The sequence below is a fragment of the Empedobacter sp. UBA5924 genome (genome assembly GCF_002431085.1).
Lineage (GTDB): Bacteria > Bacteroidota > Bacteroidia > Flavobacteriales > Weeksellaceae > Empedobacter > Empedobacter falsenii_B.
Genome location: NZ_DJDM01000034.1, coordinates 24,661 through 41,694, shown reverse-complemented (window position 1 = coordinate 41,694; position 17,034 = coordinate 24,661). Strand labels below are relative to the sequence as shown.

Annotated in this window: 14 protein-coding genes and 1 pseudogene; 7 read left to right on the top strand and 8 right to left on the bottom strand. The window is 32.8% G+C overall.

The annotated features are described in order from the left end of the window. Positions 1 to 66 precede the first annotated feature (66 nt). The 4 genes from acs (at position 67) to B3792_RS09580 (ending at position 6,199) form a co-directional block, all read left to right on the top strand. Positions 67 to 1,971 carry an acetate--CoA ligase gene (acs, locus tag B3792_RS09595; protein ID WP_286494673.1) on the top strand — a complete coding sequence of 635 codons (1,905 nt, stop codon included), beginning with the start codon at positions 67 to 69 and terminating at the stop codon, positions 1,969 to 1,971. Positions 1,972 to 2,151: 180 nt separating this feature from the next. After that, complete coding sequence (locus tag B3792_RS09590; RefSeq protein ID WP_286494672.1) at positions 2,152 to 2,799, top strand: O-methyltransferase; 648 nt, start codon at positions 2,152 to 2,154, stop codon at positions 2,797 to 2,799. After that, positions 2,799 to 3,563 (top strand): C40 family peptidase, encoded by a 765-nt coding sequence (locus B3792_RS09585; RefSeq protein WP_219033619.1) that lies wholly within the window; start codon positions 2,799 to 2,801, stop codon positions 3,561 to 3,563. Before B3792_RS09590 ends, B3792_RS09585 begins: the two co-directional genes overlap by 1 nt. A gap of 140 nt (positions 3,564 to 3,703) precedes the next feature. Next, positions 3,704 to 6,199 carry a cation-translocating P-type ATPase gene (locus tag B3792_RS09580; protein ID WP_291065316.1) on the top strand — a complete coding sequence of 832 codons (2,496 nt, stop codon included), beginning with the start codon at positions 3,704 to 3,706 and terminating at the stop codon, positions 6,197 to 6,199. Positions 6,200 to 6,231: 32 nt separating this feature from the next. On the opposite strand, the gene B3792_RS09575 is transcribed toward B3792_RS09580, so the two are convergent. The 3 genes from B3792_RS09575 to B3792_RS09565 form a co-directional block, all read right to left on the bottom strand. Further along, a complete protein-coding gene (locus tag B3792_RS09575; RefSeq protein WP_221854348.1) occupies positions 6,232 to 7,002 on the bottom strand; it encodes an alpha/beta fold hydrolase in 771 nt (256 codons plus the stop codon). Between the two features lie 91 nt (positions 7,003 to 7,093). Then, on the bottom strand, positions 7,094 to 7,660 hold the full coding sequence (gene gmk, locus B3792_RS09570) for a guanylate kinase (protein ID WP_221854349.1): 567 nt from the start codon (positions 7,658 to 7,660) through the stop codon (positions 7,094 to 7,096). Further along, the gene (locus tag B3792_RS09565; RefSeq protein WP_236688172.1) at positions 7,660 to 8,520 is read right to left on the bottom strand and encodes a YicC/YloC family endoribonuclease; all 861 of its coding nucleotides are present in this window, start codon (positions 8,518 to 8,520) and stop codon (positions 7,660 to 7,662) included. The genes gmk and B3792_RS09565 overlap by 1 nt, the downstream gene beginning before the upstream one ends. Positions 8,521 to 8,669: 149 nt before the next feature. Between B3792_RS09565 and B3792_RS09560 the strand changes: the two genes are divergently transcribed. Continuing rightward, positions 8,670 to 9,980: a DUF4026 domain-containing protein gene (locus B3792_RS09560; protein ID WP_038332152.1), complete on the top strand. Its 1,311-nt coding sequence runs from the start codon at positions 8,670 to 8,672 to the stop codon at positions 9,978 to 9,980. Here B3792_RS09560 and hutI read toward each other — a convergent pair. The 5 genes and pseudogenes from hutI to hemH all read right to left on the bottom strand — a co-directional run bounded on the left by hutI (position 9,970) and on the right by hemH (position 15,376). Next, complete coding sequence (gene hutI / locus B3792_RS09555; RefSeq protein ID WP_291069481.1) at positions 9,970 to 11,199, bottom strand: imidazolonepropionase; 1,230 nt, start codon at positions 11,197 to 11,199, stop codon at positions 9,970 to 9,972. The genes B3792_RS09560 and hutI overlap by 11 nt on opposite strands. A gap of 211 nt (positions 11,200 to 11,410) precedes the next feature. Continuing rightward, a pseudogene (locus B3792_RS14090) lies at positions 11,411 to 11,641 on the bottom strand (GNAT family N-acetyltransferase); the annotation flags it as partial. Between the two features lie 491 nt (positions 11,642 to 12,132). Further along, positions 12,133 to 13,185: a DUF3078 domain-containing protein gene (locus tag B3792_RS09545; protein ID WP_286494669.1), complete on the bottom strand. Its 1,053-nt coding sequence runs from the start codon at positions 13,183 to 13,185 to the stop codon at positions 12,133 to 12,135. A gap of 25 nt (positions 13,186 to 13,210) precedes the next feature. Next, entirely contained in the window at positions 13,211 to 14,311 is a 1,101-nt protein-coding gene (locus B3792_RS09540) for a DUF3078 domain-containing protein (RefSeq protein ID WP_286494668.1), read from the bottom strand. An 81-nt stretch (positions 14,312 to 14,392) separates the two neighbouring features. Next, complete coding sequence (hemH, locus tag B3792_RS09535) at positions 14,393 to 15,376, bottom strand: ferrochelatase (RefSeq protein ID WP_291069479.1); 984 nt, start codon at positions 15,374 to 15,376, stop codon at positions 14,393 to 14,395. A gap of 108 nt (positions 15,377 to 15,484) precedes the next feature. Between hemH and ruvB the strand changes: the two genes are divergently transcribed. Both ruvB and B3792_RS09525 read left to right on the top strand, forming a co-directional pair. Continuing rightward, positions 15,485 to 16,522, top strand: coding sequence for a Holliday junction branch migration DNA helicase RuvB (gene ruvB, locus B3792_RS09530; protein WP_038332085.1), 1,038 nt, complete (start codon positions 15,485 to 15,487; stop codon positions 16,520 to 16,522). A gap of 134 nt (positions 16,523 to 16,656) precedes the next feature. Next, complete coding sequence (locus B3792_RS09525) at positions 16,657 to 16,890, top strand: DUF1272 domain-containing protein (protein WP_291069477.1); 234 nt, start codon at positions 16,657 to 16,659, stop codon at positions 16,888 to 16,890. Positions 16,891 to 17,034 lie beyond the last annotated feature (144 nt).

Below are 17,034 nucleotides of genomic sequence, written 5' to 3'. Positions count from 1 at the left end.
GAGTTAATTTGATAAATTGATTCGCTTTTTTTATATTTAGTATTCAAAACCACAATTAAAATTAAAATGATTAACAATTTTAGAATCAATTCGTTTTCTGAATATAAGAAAGCGTATAAAAAAAGTGTCGAGGAGCCTGAAAAATTTTGGGATAAAATTGCTGGAAACTTCGTTTGGCAAAAGAAATGGGACAAAACACTTGAATATAATTTTGAACAAGCAGATTTTAAATGGTTTCAAGGTGGACAACTAAATATTACCGAAAATGTTTTGGATCGTCATTTGGAAAAAAATGGAAACAAAACAGCTTTAATTTGGGAACCAAATAATCCTTTAGAGGAATCTAGAATTATTACATATCGTCAATTGCATTCAAAAGTTTGCCAATTTGCGAATGTCTTAAAAAATAATGGCGTACAAAAAGGAGATCGTGTGTGTATTTATATGCCAATGATTCCAGAATTAGCCATCGCGATGTTAGCTTGTGCTCGTATTGGCGCGGTACATTCTATTGTTTTTGCAGGATTTTCTTCTGCTGCAATTGCCTCTCGTATCAACGATGCGCAATGTAAGGTTTTGGTGACAGCAAACGAAGTTTTTCGTGGAACGAAATCAATTAACTTAAAAGCAATTTGTGATGAAGCCTTAAAAGATTGTGCTTCTATTCAGTCGTGTATTGTTTATCGACGTGCTATCGAGCCTACTTCTATGGTTGGTGGACGTGATAAATTTTGGATTGATGAAATGCATAAGGTAGACGATAATTGTCCTGCGGAAATTATGGATGCCGAAGATCCTTTGTTTATTTTGTATACTTCTGGTTCTACAGGAAAACCAAAAGGAATGGTGCATACATGTGGTGGATATATGGTGGAAACGGCTTATTCGTTCGATAATATTTTTCAAATGGAGCACAACGATATTTATTGGTGTACAGCAGATATCGGTTGGATTACAGGACATAGTTACATTATTTATGGACCTTTGGCTTGTGGAGCAACTTCAGTAATGTTCGAAGGAATTCCAAGTTTTCCTGATTTTGGACGTTTTTGGGAAATTGTCGAAAAATTAAAAGTGACACATTTCTATACAGCTCCAACAGCAATTCGTTCGTTAGCTCGTGAATCCTTAGATTATGTCGAGAAATATGATTTATCAAGTCTTAAAGTTTTAGGATCAGTTGGTGAACCAATTAACGAGGAAGCTTGGCACTGGTTTAATGATTATATTGGAAAAGGAAATTGTCCAATTGTAGATACATGGTGGCAAACAGAAACGGGATCTATTTTGATTTCGCCATTAGCAGGAATTACGCCGCTTCGTCCAACGTTTGCAACATTACCGCTTCCAGGAATTCAGCCAGTTTTAATGGATGAACATGGAAAAGAAGTAGAAGCAGTAAATGAAAAAGCAGAAGGACGTTTAGCAATTAAATTTCCTTGGCCATCTATGGCTCGTACTATTTATGGTAATCATAAACGCTATGTAGAAACCTATTTTTCAACATTTCCGGGATATTATTTTACAGGAGATGGAGCGTATCGTGATGTAATGGAAAATTATCGAATTACAGGACGTGTAGATGATGTAGTGATTGTTTCTGGACACAATTTAGGAACTGCACCAATAGAAAATGCGATAAATGAACACGAAGCTGTAGCAGAAAGCGCGGTTGTTGGTTATCCTCATGATATCAAAGGAAATGCATTGTATGCTTATGTGATTTTGCAAGATGGAGTACAAGGTTCACCAGAACTTGAAGCAGAAATAAAAAATGGAGTTTCTAAATTAATTGGAGCAATTGCAAAGCCAGATAAAATACAGTTTGTTTCAGGTTTACCAAAAACGCGAAGCGGAAAAATTATGCGTCGTATTTTAAGAAAAATAGCAAGCAACGAAACTGATTTTGGCGATACATCAACATTATTAGATCCAGATGTTGTAACTGTTATTCAGAAAGGAAAAGTTTAAAGTAAGGCTGAGGTTAAGATTTAGTCTAAGCTTATCAAAATAATTTTCAAAACAAAAAGCATTACCCAAAAAGTAATGCTTTTTTGGTTTGATTATTTTGGATAAATTTTCTCTTCTAAATTTCCTTTATATAGCCGATATTCAATGCATTTTTTGTAATTTTGTTGACTTTTTAAAGGTATGATAAAAATTTCACCAGTTTTAGAATCGTATTTAGATCATCATGTGGATCAAGAACCTGAAATCTTGAGCCGTTTACGTGTTGAAACTTATCAATGTACAACGCAGCCACACATGATTTCGGGAGAATATCAAGGTCGTTTGTTAAGTATTTTGTCAAAGATTTTAGCCCCAAAAACTATTTTAGAGTTAGGAACTTTTACAGGTTACGCAACATTGTGTTTGGCAGAAGGTTTGATTGCTGATGGAAAAATCATTACGATGGATAAAAATGATGAATTGGAATATTTGTGCAGAAAATATTTTGATGAATCTGAATTTGCTTCAAAAATTGATTTTAGAATCAATGATGCACGCGAAGAATTAGAAACAATCGAGAAAAATTCTGTAGATTTAGCTTTTATTGATGCTGATAAAGAGAGTTATCCTTATTATTTTGAAAAAGTTTTAGAACTTTTACGTCCAGGAGGAACCATGTTAGTTGACAATGTTTTGTGGTACGGAAAAGTAATGATGGAAGAGGAAGATAAAAAAGATCCTTCGACAAAAATTTTGAAAGAATTTAATGAAATGGTAACGAAAGACAAACGAGTAGAGTCGATAATTTTACCAATTCGTGACGGAATTACGTTAATTCGAAAAAAATAATGAAGTACGCCATTTGTCAAGTAAGTGTTGCGCCATTGCGCTACGAAGCAAGAGATTCATCAGAAATGGTGAGTCAGGTTTTGTTTGGAGAAAAGTTGATTATTTTAGAAGAATTAGAAAAATGGACTAAAGTTCAGTTAGCTTTTGATGGTTACGAAGGTTGGCTAGATCCAAAACAAATTGTAGAAATTTCGGAAGAAGAATATAATAAAGATTCGATCGAGAAATTTGCAATTAATCCGTATAATCATGCGATGGAAAATGGCTTGCCAATGACGTTGACAATTGGAGCTGAGGTTCGTACTTTGAATGAAAGTAAAATCAAAATTGGTCCAAAATGTTTTGAATATTTTGGGGTATATACGTCTGGTAAAAAATCAAAAGATCAATTGGTAGAAATTGCAAAAGCCTATCTAAATGTACCTTATTTGTGGGGAGGAAAATCTTCGTTCGGTATTGATTGTTCTGGTTTAACGCAACAAGTGTACAAAATAGGTGGCTATAAAATTCCAAGAGATGCTTATCAACAAGCGGAAATGGGTGAAGTTTTGAGTTTTGTAGAAGAAGCAGAACCAGGTGATTTAGCTTTTTTTGATAATGCAGAAGGTCTAATTATTCATGTCGGAATTATGTGTGGCAATGGAAAAATTTTGCACGCACACGGAAAAGTTAGAATTGATCCAATCGATACAAATGGAATTTTCAATACCGATTCTCAAAAATATTCGCATAAACTGCGATGCATTCGAAAATTAATTCCTTAATAATAGAGCAAAAATCATTTCGAAAGAAATGATTTTTTTGTTTTAATTGAAATCAAATCTAAATAGGATATAATCAAGTATTAAACTATTTTTTAATTGGATTTAGCTGTAACTTTAGTAAACACTAATCGATTGAAATAATGTCTATAAAAATTCCTGAAAATTTAAAAGGGTTATCTGATTCTGAAGTCAAAAAAGCTCAACAACAATACGGAGATAATGCTATAAAGGGTGAACAGAATTCTGCTTGGTATAGTTTATTATTTGATATTCTAAAAGAACCAATGACGCTAATTTTGATTGCTGTATCAATTATTTATGTGTTGGTTGGTGATTTGGGCGAAGCTGCATTTATGTTTGTGGCTATTGTTGCTGTGACAGGAATTTCATTTTACCAAGGTTCTCGTAATCAAAAAGCTCTGCAAGAGTTAGAAAAGTTGAACGAACCTTTGAGTTCAGTTATTCGTAATGGACGATTAGTTGAGATACCAACACACGAAATTACAATTGGTGATTTGTGTATTACGGAAGAAGGAAAAATGATTAATGCGGATGGAAATATTGTTCATAGTAATGATTTTTCGGTGAATGAATCGGCTTTAACAGGCGAAAGTATGTCAGTTTTTAAAGATATAGATCATCCAGAAATTTACAGTGGAACTTTGACAGTTTCTGGTTTGGCTATTTTTGAAGTGACAGCCATTGGAGCAGAAACGAAGTTGGGAAAAATAGGAACGTCAATTTTATCTATAAAAGAAGAAAAATCGCCTTTGCAATTGCAGATAGAAAAATTTGTGAAAGGAATGGCAATCATTGGAATTATTGTTTTTGCAATGGTTTGCGGATTCAATTATTTTCAAACAAAAGACATTGTAAGTAGTTTATTAAACGGTTTGACTTTGGCAATGTCTATTTTACCCGAAGAAATACCAGTTGCATTTACTACATTTATGGCATTGGGTTCATGGAAATTATTACGCGAAGGAATTATTGTAAAAAAGAGTAGCGTTGTCGAAACTTTAGGAAGCACAACTGTTATTTGTAGTGATAAAACAGGCACAATTACCGAAAATTCGATGAAATTGAAAGCGATTTATGATGCAAAAATGTCTACGGTTTTTGATGAAATTCAATTCAATGATGTCGAAATTTCTAAGATTATACAATATGCGATGTGGAGTAGTGAACCTGTTCCATTCGATCCAATGGAAAAAACGTTGCACCGAGTTTACGAACAAACACAGGTTGATGAGCGCAATCAATATCAAATGTTTTTCGAATATCCTTTATCTGGAAAACCTCCGATGATGACGCATTGTTTTAAAAATAAAGATAATCAACGAATAATTGCGGCAAAAGGTGCTCCAGAAGCTATTTTACAAGTTTCGAATCTTTCTGATCAACAAAAAGATCATTTACGAAACGTTATTCGCGATTTTGGAACAAAAGGTTTCCGACTTTTGGGTGTTGCAAAATCTACTTTTAATTCAAACGATTTTCCAAAACAACAACAAGATTTACCTTTTGAATTGTTAGGTTTTGTTGTCTTTTATGATCCGCCTAAAAAGGGAATAAATGAGGTTTTCGAGAAAATATATAATGCCGGAATAAAAGTAAAAGTAATTACAGGCGATAATGCCGAAACTACGATGAGTATTGCGAATCAGGCAGGAATTATTCATGCTGAAGATAGTATTACAGGAAGTGAAATTACACAACTTTCTGAAAAAGAATTATTAAAAGCAGCCGACGAAAAAGTCTTATTTGCACGAATGTTTCCCGAAGCAAAATTAGCCGTCGTGAAAGCTTTGAAAGAGGATGGAGAAGTAGTTGCAATGTTGGGCGACGGAGTAAACGATGGACCAGCATTGAAAGCCGCACACATTGGTGTTGCAATGGGCGAAAAAGGAACTGAAATAGCCAAACAAGCTGCGCAATTAATTTTAACAAATGATGATTTAGGAAAATTAGTTATCGGAATAGCTGCTGGAAGACGCATTTATACGAATCTTAAAAAAGCTGTTCAATACATTATCTCGATTCATATTCCAATTATATTAATTGTTTCATTGCCGTTGTTTTTAGGTTGGGCTTTTCCGCAAATTTTCACACCGGTTCATGTTATTTTCTTAGAATTGGTAATGGGACCAACCTGTTCTATTGTGTATGAAAACGAGCCTTTAGAGAAAAATTCTATGAACGAAAAACCTCGTCCTATGACGGAAACTTTTCTGAATTGGAAAGAACTTTCAACAAGTATTATTCAAGGAATTATCATCACATTAGGATTGCTTTTTGTTTATCAATACACTTATCAGTTAGGCGGAAATGAAGAGAAAACCCGAGCAATGGTTTTTACAACGTTGATTTTCTCAAATGTTTGGTTAAGTTTAACGAATAGATCGTTTTATTATAGCTTGTGGTCAAGTTTTAAAAATAAAAATAATTTAATGGTTGGCGTTATAATTCTTACATTGCTTATACTTTTTGCAATACTGTATATAAAGCCAATTTCTTTATTTTTTAAAGTTTCTTCGTTGAATCTAAAAGAATTAGGAATGGCGATGCTTGTAGCAATGTTATCTGTATTGTGGTTTGAAGTTTATAAATGGATTAAACGTAGGAGAAAAAATTGAGTAAAATGGTAATATTTAGGTTTATTGATTCGTTATAACGAATCAATAAACTCAACTGTTTTTGCCAAAGTCGGCGTCCTATTCTCTTTGTAAGGTGTATGTTTTGCATCAGGAACAAGATAACTTTCTTTTCTTCCTTTTACATTGTTGATAATTCCATTTACTTGCTCAATCGAACCATATTCATCATCAATTCCTTGAATAACCAAAGTTGGACATTCGATGTTTTGCAATTCTTTTCGAATATCAAAATCAATAAAATCTGGGCGTAACCAAGTTTCTGTCCACATCTCAAAAACTTTCTGCGTTTTATCGCCATGATATTTTGTCAAACGTTCTTTCAAATTAGTTTCTGCATATGCAATTTTTGCATCTCTGATTCCTTGTAAAGAAATTTCTTCTACAATAATGTGCGAACCAACTACAACAATTCCTTTTAAATTTTGATGATATTTCGAAGCATAAAGTAACGCAATCGATCCGCCATCGCTATGTCCAAATAAAATAATGTCTTTGAAGTTGAAATATTGAACCAAATCATTTAGAAAATCTGCTTCATCATGCATGTAAGTCAATTCGCGACGATCAATGGTAAAAGGCGACGATTTTCCATAACCTTTTCTATCGTAGATGAATAAATTACAATTTGTTTTTTCGGCAACTTCTTTTGGGAAATCTCTCCAAAGTTGGGTGCAACCTAAGGAATCGTGTAAAAAAATAAGTGTTGGATTTTCTGGATTTATTTCGTGGTGAACATAATGAATATTGGCGTTGTTGATTTCTAAACTATTTTCTATTTCCATTTTATGTAGTGATTTTTTCGAAAGCTAAAGATAACAAAAATGCCTCGATTTTATTTATTCGAGGCATTTATATCATGATGATTAAAAATTATTATTTAATAAAATCTGTAATAATTTCTAAGGTTTTTGCTTTTGCAGTTTCTAAATCGTCGTTCAATAAAATGATATCAAACTCTTTAGCTTTTTCCATTTCAATTCCTGCTTTATCAATACGTTGTTTCAATTTATCTTCGCTTTCTGTGTTGCGAGAAATTAAACGTTCTTTCAATATTTCCAAAGATGGAGGATTTACAAATACTGTTAAACATTGATCTCCGTACAATTTTTTGATATTCAATGCACCAATAACATCAATATCAAAAATTACAGAATTTCCTTCAGATGTAATGCGATCAACTTCCGATTTTAAAGTTCCGTAAAAATTATCGCGGTAAACTTCTTCGTGCTCTACGAATTCGTCGTTTGCAATTTTTGCCTTAAATTCTTCTGGTGTTAAGAAATAATAGTCTTCTCCGTGAGTTTCACCTTCGCGTTTATCTCTAGTTGTACAAGAAATAGAAAATTTGATATTCTCCAATTGTTCTAAAGCGTAACGAACCAAAGTTGTTTTTCCTGCGCCTGATGGAGCCGAAAAGACGATTAATTTTCCTTTTTTCATTATAAAATGTTTAACGATTGTTCTTTAATTTTTTCTAATTCATCTTTCATCTGAACAACAATTTTTTGCATTTCAGAATGATTTGATTTAGAACCTAATGTATTGATTTCACGACCAATTTCTTGCGAAATAAATCCTAGTTTTTTTCCATTTGATTCAGTTCCAGCTAATTCTTTTAAGAAATATTCGCAATGGTTTTTTAGACGAACTTTTTCTTCTGTGATATCAAATTTCTCCAAATAGAAAATTAATTCTTGTTCGAAACGATTTTGATCAACATCAACTTTTAATTCTTCTAAACGTTTATTGAAACGTTCTTTTATAGTTTCAATTCGTTCTTTTTCAAAAGGGACAACTTGTGTTAAAAGCTCAAGAATGTTATTCAAGTTTAAAGTCAAATATTTCTCTAAAACTTTTCCTTCATCTAATCTAAATTGATTTAATGCGTCGATCGCATCAATAATTGTTGCGCGAATTTGATTCCATTCGTCTTCACTCAAATCGTCTTGCGTGTACGAAATAACGTCTGGAAGGCGCATTACTACAGGCAATAATTCACCATCAGTCACATTTGGTGTGATTGATTTAAATTCTGCCATATAACTTTTGATTAATTCAGCATTTATATTTTGATTTCTTGCAGCAGGATTTAACTCTACTAACATCGAAAAATCAACTTTTCCACGTTGAACTTTTTCTGAAATAAGGTTTCTGATTTCTAATTCTTTTTCACGATAAAAAGAAGGAATTCTCGTGTTTAAATCTAGTGTTTTACTGTTTAAAGAACGGATTTCTATCGTTACTTTTTTCTCAGGTAATTCCAATACGGATTTACCGTAACCTGTCATAGATGCTATCATAATTGTAAAATTATGCGAACAAAATTACAATAAATTAACGTAATGCGAACTGAATTATCATCTTTAATCATTTTAAAGTTTAACATTTTGCTAAAATTTTGATGAACTTAAAACATTTATCTTTAACAAAAAACAAACTAAAAATAACTATGACAAATCAAGAATTGTACAAAGGAATTGCAGAGGATGGATTGAGTTTACCTTCTACAATGGGAATTTTTCCTTCGTCGAAAGATTTTGTATTTTCAAGAGAATCAATTGAAAAAAGTCTAAAATCAACCGATTATTTTCAATTAATCAATTTTGATCTTATCGAGATTGATAAAGACGAAAATGGAGCTGTAAAGCAAGAATATCAACTTGTAGTGTCTTATTTGGAGGAAGAATTTGATGTGAATTTGTATGTTGTGGATGCGAGAAGTAACGATTATTCTGAATTTGGTTTTGGAAATATGATTTCGGACGAAGAAATGGAAATTGCAACGCAACAAGATTTTTATTTGGAATCTGTGATGTATTTTGGAAATGATGCATTGGATAGTTTTCATTTGCAATTAAAAATTATGCAAGCAATTGTTGAAAACCCGTCTATTGTTGTCGATTTTATGCCTTATCGTTTGCTTTCTGGTAAATGGGCTAAAGTGACAGCAGAGTCAGAAATTCCGCCTGCGCCTTCGTATTTATATGTGATTCATGGCGTTTATGATGAGGATGAAAATGGCGATCGCGTGTATTGGATGCATACGCATGGTTTGCATCGTTGCGGTTCTGTGGAGTTGGAGATGTTGAACATCAAAGATGGAGTAGAGCAGATGAATTCGGCTTTGGATATGATTGTAAATGCGTTTATCAAACCAGATTTTCGTTCGCCAGAAAATGAAGAATTTAATATTGGTTATGATGGTTTGGATATTACATTTTGTTGGAAACGTTGGGAAGATGTTGTGAAAGATTATCCTGCAACAATTCCGGGAGGTTACAATGAACGTCAGCCAGAAAACGAAAATTATGAACCTTGTGGCGTTTTGTTAGCGGTGCAAGAAGGACATACATTGACACCAGAAGTTTATGCGGCGACAATTGCAGATAATCCGATTTTCTTTATTAGCGATCAGGAAACGGAACGAATGTCAGCCTTGGCTTATCAACGTTTTGAATTGTATAAAAAAGCATTTAACACATATTTTAATCCAGAAGCAGATGAAGAAAATTATTATCGATTTTTAATTAAATTAGGATTTGATGTCGATCATGAAATGAATAAGGAACACATTTGGTTTGATGTGTACGGAATCAATGAGAACAACGAAATTTTTGGCGTTTGTTTGAATCGTCCTTATGCTGTAGAAGGTTTGAATGAAGGAGATGAAGGTCTTTATCCGCAAGAAATGATTACCGATTGGTTAATTTACACGCCGACAAACACCATCACTCCTGATAATATTTACACTATTGATTAATCAACGCACCATTTTTCCACACATTTGTTGGTTGTAATTGTCCTTGATAATAGATAATATTACGATAATCGAAGGTAGAGAAGCTGATAAAATCGGCTTTTTTACCTTTTTCTATTGTTCCACGATCAACTAAATTTAAAGCCTTTGCAGCACGAAAAGTAATTGCAGCTAAAACTTCTGCCATTGATAATTTTTCAAAAGTAGCTAAAACAGAAGCTTGTGTAAGAAGATTTCCCATTGGAGCTGAGCCAGGATTCCAATCCGAAGCAATCGAAACGCAACAACCAGCATCTAACAATTTTCGAGCAGGTGCATATTGCATTCCCAAACCGATAGAAGCGCCAGGTAAAACAGTTGCAACAACATCAGAATTGGCAAGTTTTTTCACTTCTTCTTCTCCTGAAAATTCTAAATGATCTGCACTCAAAGCATCGAATTTTGTAGCTAAATAACTTCCTCCAGCTGTAAATTGATCAGCGTGAATCGTAATATCAAAACCTTGATTTTTTGCTTCGTTTAAGAAATAATCGCCTTCCTCAACAGAGAAAGCAGATTGTTCCACAAAAATATCGATACGATTTGCTAAATCATCAGATTTTAATTTAGGAAAAACTTCTTTCACCAAAAGTTCTAAATATTCTTTGTTCGAACCTTCAAAATCTTTTGGTTTCATATGCGCACCTAAAAAAGTAGGAATCAAATCAATCTCACTTTCTTGATTCGCCATATTTATCGCTTCTAACATTTTAATTTCACCCTCAACAGAGAGAGCATAACCAGATTTTACTTCAGCAGTTGTGATTCCTTGTTTAGCTAATTGGGCAATATGTTTTAGCGTAATATCTTTCAGTTCGTCAACTGTTTTCTTACGTGTTTCTGTCACAGTAGACCAAATTCCACCACCACTTTCGGCAATTTCTAAATAGGTTTTTCCGTCCAAACGCATGGCGAAATCTTTGGCACGATTTCCTCCAAAACAAACGTGTGTATGCGAATCTACAAATCCAGGAAGAAGAATTTGTTCCGTTTCGATATGTTCAATTTCGATAGTTGGATGTTGTTGAGAAAGCGTTTCGAAATTTCCTATTTCTACAATTGTTTCATCATCAATAATAATTCCTCCATCTTCGAGAACTTCGACTTGGTTTTCGTGAATAGCACCTTTTAAAGGTAAATTGGCAAGTGTTATAATTTGTCTGAAAGGACCGATTAATTTCATTTTTGTTGTTTTATAACACAAGTTTACGAAATTTAAGGGAGAATTTGTAGATAAGCTGAACTTGTTATCAAATAAGATATGATTCTAAAATGAGTTTGCAATGACTTAATTTTTATCGTAAGTCAGTCGATAAAATAGCGTAGCCATAATTATCTGCCCAACCAGATTTTAGAGGAAGAAGCTTTCTGGTATGTGCTTCTCGAATCATTCCAACTTTTTCAAGAACTTTGTAAGAACCAATATTTTCAATTGCGCATCCAGCTTCGATTCTATGAAGATTTAACGTATTGAATCCAAAAGAAATAATTTCTCTTAAAGCTTCTGTTGCAATTCCTTTGTTCCAAAAATCTGGATGAAGTTTAAACCAAACTTCTGCATTCTTGTATTTAGCCCTACCTAAATTTAAAGAAATTAATCCATCAAATTGATTGTCATTTTCGATAACAAAAGTATAAGCTTGTGGTTGTTCTCCTTGATTAGATTTTACTAAATCTTTTACATGAAGAATTGTAACCTCTATATTTTCTGGAATTCCTACGTGTTGTATTAATCAACTTCTTCGATAGAATATAATTGATGAATTGTTTCAGTATCATCAAGTGTGACTGGTCTCAAAGTTAAACGTTCAGTTTTAAGAATTACATTTATATAAATTACTTTTTCTTCAAATAAGTTGGGTCGTTGGGATATTTAATTACCTTGAGTAATGTAATAATTGTAAAAATAACGAAGATTAATATCACGATTGCGCTAAGAATGATGCGGTTATTTTGTTCGTTGTTGAACCCAAGGTAAAGCTCGAAAGCTGCCCAAACAATTATTAAAATTTGTGGTAAAAGTGCGCCGAAAATATTTTTTGTCATTTTATTCTTCTATTGAGTTATAAAAATAAGAAAAATAAAAAACCTGCTTATTAAAAGCAGGTTAAAAATATTATTGAGTGACTAATTTTGTTTCATTAAGAATTGGTTCTCTTTTTAGAATATTTGTTGCTACTTCTACAGTTTCTTCTTTTTCTTCGAAAATTGGTGCTTCTTGCATAAATGCAATTGCTGGAGCTTCTTCTATTTTTGGTGGCGTGTTATCAAATTTGTAATTAAATCCAATTCCAAGTGTTTGTTTAATCTGTGTTTTTTTGATTTGATCTTCATCATACAATAGGTTGACACTTACTTGTGCCGAAACAAACTTGTTCACTTTCATATCCAAAATTCCTTGATAAGCAACGTCCATATTTCCGAAATTTTTCAGGTAATCTGCATAGATTCCGACACGGTTATCATAAGAAATTCCTTCCATAATTTGTAGTTTATATCGCGCACCTAAATATGCACCGAATTCAAATAAAGTATTGTCTCCATCATTTTTAAGTCCAAAATTTCCTTTTTTCTGTAAATCTTTGTCTAAGACAAAGGTCATTCTTGGTGTAAATGGGTGAATATTAATTTGAAAATTTTCGCTTGGTTTGTAATCAATACCCAATCCTAAACTTAAATAACCTGGAGCCATCAAGGCTGAAATCTTCGTTTTTGGATCTCTTGAATAATCAAAACCATCTGTAAATTGTGTGCGAAAATTCATAGAGGAAGCTAAATACCAATGATTTCCGATGCTGTAACCATAAGAAGAAGTTAAGTCGATAACATCATTTGTTTTGCGAGAACTTTCGCCTTTGTTAGTCTGGATTCCGTATCCTAAAACAACACGATTATCCCAAATATGTTTCTCTTTTGTCAAGTTAAATTCGTAATCTAAACTTCCGTTCAGCGCAAACGAATTTACACCTCCCGCAACCCAATTACTGAATGCACTTTGAGAAAATAAAAGTGAATTATTTCCCGAAACGAACCATCCTGGTTGACGGCCATCAAATTTTTGATCTTTTAAATAACGCTTGCTATCAGTAGCTACTTTACCATCTTTTACTGTTTGCGCAAAAGTTGTAGCACTTCCTAAAATTGCTAATACAAATAAAAATTTTTTCATGTAGATTTGATTGATTTATATTAACTTACTCCAAAAATATGGATTCTGATTTAATATATGTTGATTTTTCGTCAATTGTATTTTTATCAAAAACTTGATCATAGTTTTGTTTATCCAGTTTTATTCTAGGTAATTTGACTGGGGAAATGCCAGATGTATCGAAATATGGGAGAATTTCCTTCTTTCTACGTTTCTTCTTATCTTTTTTCTTAGTACTGTCTATTTTATATGTTAAGCCAATTCCGAGGGCTTGTTTAAATTGTGTTTGAGTAACTTGATCTTCATCATAAATCAAATTGATGGTTAATTGTGTGGACATAAAATTATTAATTTTCATGTCTAATAATCCAGCATATACAATATCGAGGTTATAAAATTTGTTCGAATAATTAGAGAAAATTCCAATATTATTATCGTAAGTTACGTTATCAAAAAGTTTCATTTTGTATCGACCACCTAAATATGCTCCAACTTCAAAAAGAAACGTATCTCCATCGTTTCGTAAACCATAAGTTCCTTTCTTTTGCAAATCTTTGTCTGCTACAATTGTTGTTCTTGATGTTAAAGGTTGAAAACTGACAGAAAAATTAGAATTTGGCGTATAATTCGCACCGACCCCAATTGTTACATATGCAGGCGCAAATAAGTTTGATAGTTTTGTTTTTGGAGTTGTTCCGTAATTGTAACCTGTAGAAAACTGTGAACGAATATTAAGTGATGAGGTTAGGTACCACTTTTCTTTTATCAAATATCCATAAGAAGTTGTGATATTTAGATTGTCAGCAGTTTTACGCGTTCCATTGGTTTTATTGTCTAAAAAACCATATTCAAAAATAAAACGATTGTCCCAAAAGTGTTTCTTTTTTCGGAAATTAAATTCGTAATCAGCTTTAGCATTTAGTGAAACCGAATTTTCACCACCTGCCATCCAATTGGAAAAGGTATTTTGATTAACGGTTAAAGTATTTGCACCATAAATTTCCCAACCCGATTTTCGTCCTGTAGTATCCACTTTGGATTTCAGATATTTTCGACCATCAATAATTAGATTTCCACTAGTATCTAAAAATTGAGCCGAACTAAAAAGTGATAGGACTAAAAATATAATTGAGAAAATTAGTCTCATTTTAAAAAAAATATCTTTGTTTAAAATTGAAAAATTCCAAACAAAGATATCTAATTTATTTTGTAAGGCTAAAAACCTTTCTTAATTATTTTGCCAACCTTTCAACCATTTCACTAATGTATCCACCCAATCTTGACGATCATTCAAACAAGGGATGTATGTAAATTGCTTACCACCAGCTTTTAAGAATTCTTCTTGTCCTTCCATCGAAATTTCTTCCAAAGTCTCCAAACAATCCGAAACAAAGGCAGGGGTGCAAACCGCTAAATTCTTAACGCCTTGTGCAGGAAATTCTTCTAACATGTGGTCTGTATAAGGTTTAATCCAAGGATCACGACCTAAACGAGACTGAAAAGAAGTGGTATATTTATCTTCTGGTAATTGCAAATATTCGGTTACCAAACGTGTCGTTTCAAAACATTGATTACGATAAGTTTCAATAGGTAATTTGCTCACTTTTGCAGCACGAAGTGCTTTATTATCGTGACGTTCTGGAATTCCGTGATAAGAAAACAATAATTTATCAAAATTCTCAGGTAATTTTTCTTTGATTGATTCAGCTAAAACTTTGATATAATCTGGATGATTGTAAAAAGCTTTCAAGAAATTAATGTTGGTATCTTTGTAGCTTTTTTTCTGAATTTCAAGCACTTTATCCGCAACAGTTTCTGTAGAAGACATCGTGTATTGAGGATACAAAGGAACAACCAAAATGTCGCGAACTCCTTTGTCATAAAGCTCTTGTAAACCAGCTTCTATTGAAGGGTTTTTGTAACGCATTGCCAAAACAACTGGAATATCCATTTGTTTTTGTACCATATCTCTCAAAATTTTAGAGTAAACAATCAAAGGAGAACCTTCTTTTGTCCAAATTTTTCGGTAAGCTTCAGCAGATTTTTCTGGTCTTTTTGGTAAAATAAATAATTCAACAACAGTTTTACGAATAATCCAAGGAGAATCTAAAACTTTCTTATCCATTAAAAATTCGCGTAAATAAGTTCTTACGTCTTCAACATTGGTAGAATCGGGCGAACCTAAATTCACTAATAATATTCCTTTGCTCATAATTCTTTTTATCTAAAAAAATATTGCGTTCTTTGTAGGTGTAAAAGTACGGAGGATAATTTAATTTGTCCTTCGTAATATCATCATTATAATTTATATCATCATTTTATGTCAGATTTATTAAATCCTGATAAAGAATTTTATCCAGACGACGATCTAAATCACGAAAATACTGTTCGTCCGCAAAGTTTTGATGATTTTGCTGGGCAAGCGCATATTCTCGAGAATCTAGAAGTTTTCGTAAAGGCGTCTAAACTTCGAGGCGAAGCGTTGGATCACGTTTTGTTGCATGGACCTCCAGGTTTGGGAAAAACGACATTGGCAAATATTATTGCGAATGAATTAGGTGTAGGAATCAAAATTACATCTGGACCAGTTCTCGATAAACCGAGTGATTTAGCTGGTTTATTGACGAATTTGGAAGAAAATGATGTGCTTTTTATTGATGAAATCCATCGTATGTCTCCCGTTATCGAAGAATATTTGTATTCGGCAATGGAAGATTTTAAGATTGATATTATGATCGAATCTGGACCAAATGCACGTTCGGTTCAAATTGGTTTGAATCCTTTTACATTAATTGGTGCAACAACGCGTTCTGGTTTATTAACTGCGCCGCTTCGTGCTCGTTTTGGAATTAATTTCCGTTTCGAATATTATAATGTTGAATTATTAAGTACGATTGTTGAGCGATCTTCTCGTATTTTAGACACACCAATTGACGAAAGAGCGGCGATAGAAATTGCAGGTCGTAGTCGTGGAACTCCTCGTATAGCAAATGCTTTATTGAGAAGGACTCGAGATTTTGCACAAATTAAAGGAAATGGAAAAATTGATTTATCAATTGCTGAATTTTCTTTAAAAGCTCTAAAAGTTGATGATAATGGTTTAGATGAAATGGATAACAGAATTTTATCAACAATTATTGAAAAATTTAAAGGTGGACCAGTCGGAATTACAACTTTAGCAACAGCAGTTGGAGAAAATGGTGGAACATTAGAAGAAGTTTATGAACCGTATCTCATTCAAGAAGGTTATTTGATGCGTACTGCTCGTGGACGTGTGGCAACAGAAAAAGCTTTCAAACATATTGGTGTAAAATATCGTGGAGAAAATTCACCTCAAACCGATTTGTTTGATTTGTAATTTTGTTCTAAGTTCTAAGTTCTAAGTTCTAAGTTCTAAGTTCTAAGTTCTAAGTTCTAAGTTCTAAGTTCGTTGTCATTCCGACGTTAGGAGGAATCTAAAAAGAGAATAGTATTTATCATTAAAAATATTTTATGTTAGAATTAAGACCTAATTGCGAAAATTGTGGAAAGAATTTATTGCCAAATTCAACAGAAGCGATGATTTGTACATTTGAATGTACTTTTTGCAAAGATTGCGTTGATAATATTTTGGAAAATGTTTGTCCGAATTGTGGCGGTAATTTTACTCCAAGACCTATTCGACCAAATAAATATTTATCTAAATATACTGCATCTACGCAAATTGTGTTAAAAAAGTTAATCTAACAGAATTTGAGAATTTAAAGATATTTTACCTGAAAATCGTTAATCTCAATTTAGGAAAAATTAAATAAGATGTGATGTTGAAACGAGTTCAACATGACAATATCATTCCGATGTTAGGAGGAATCTAAGATTCTTCATTTCACT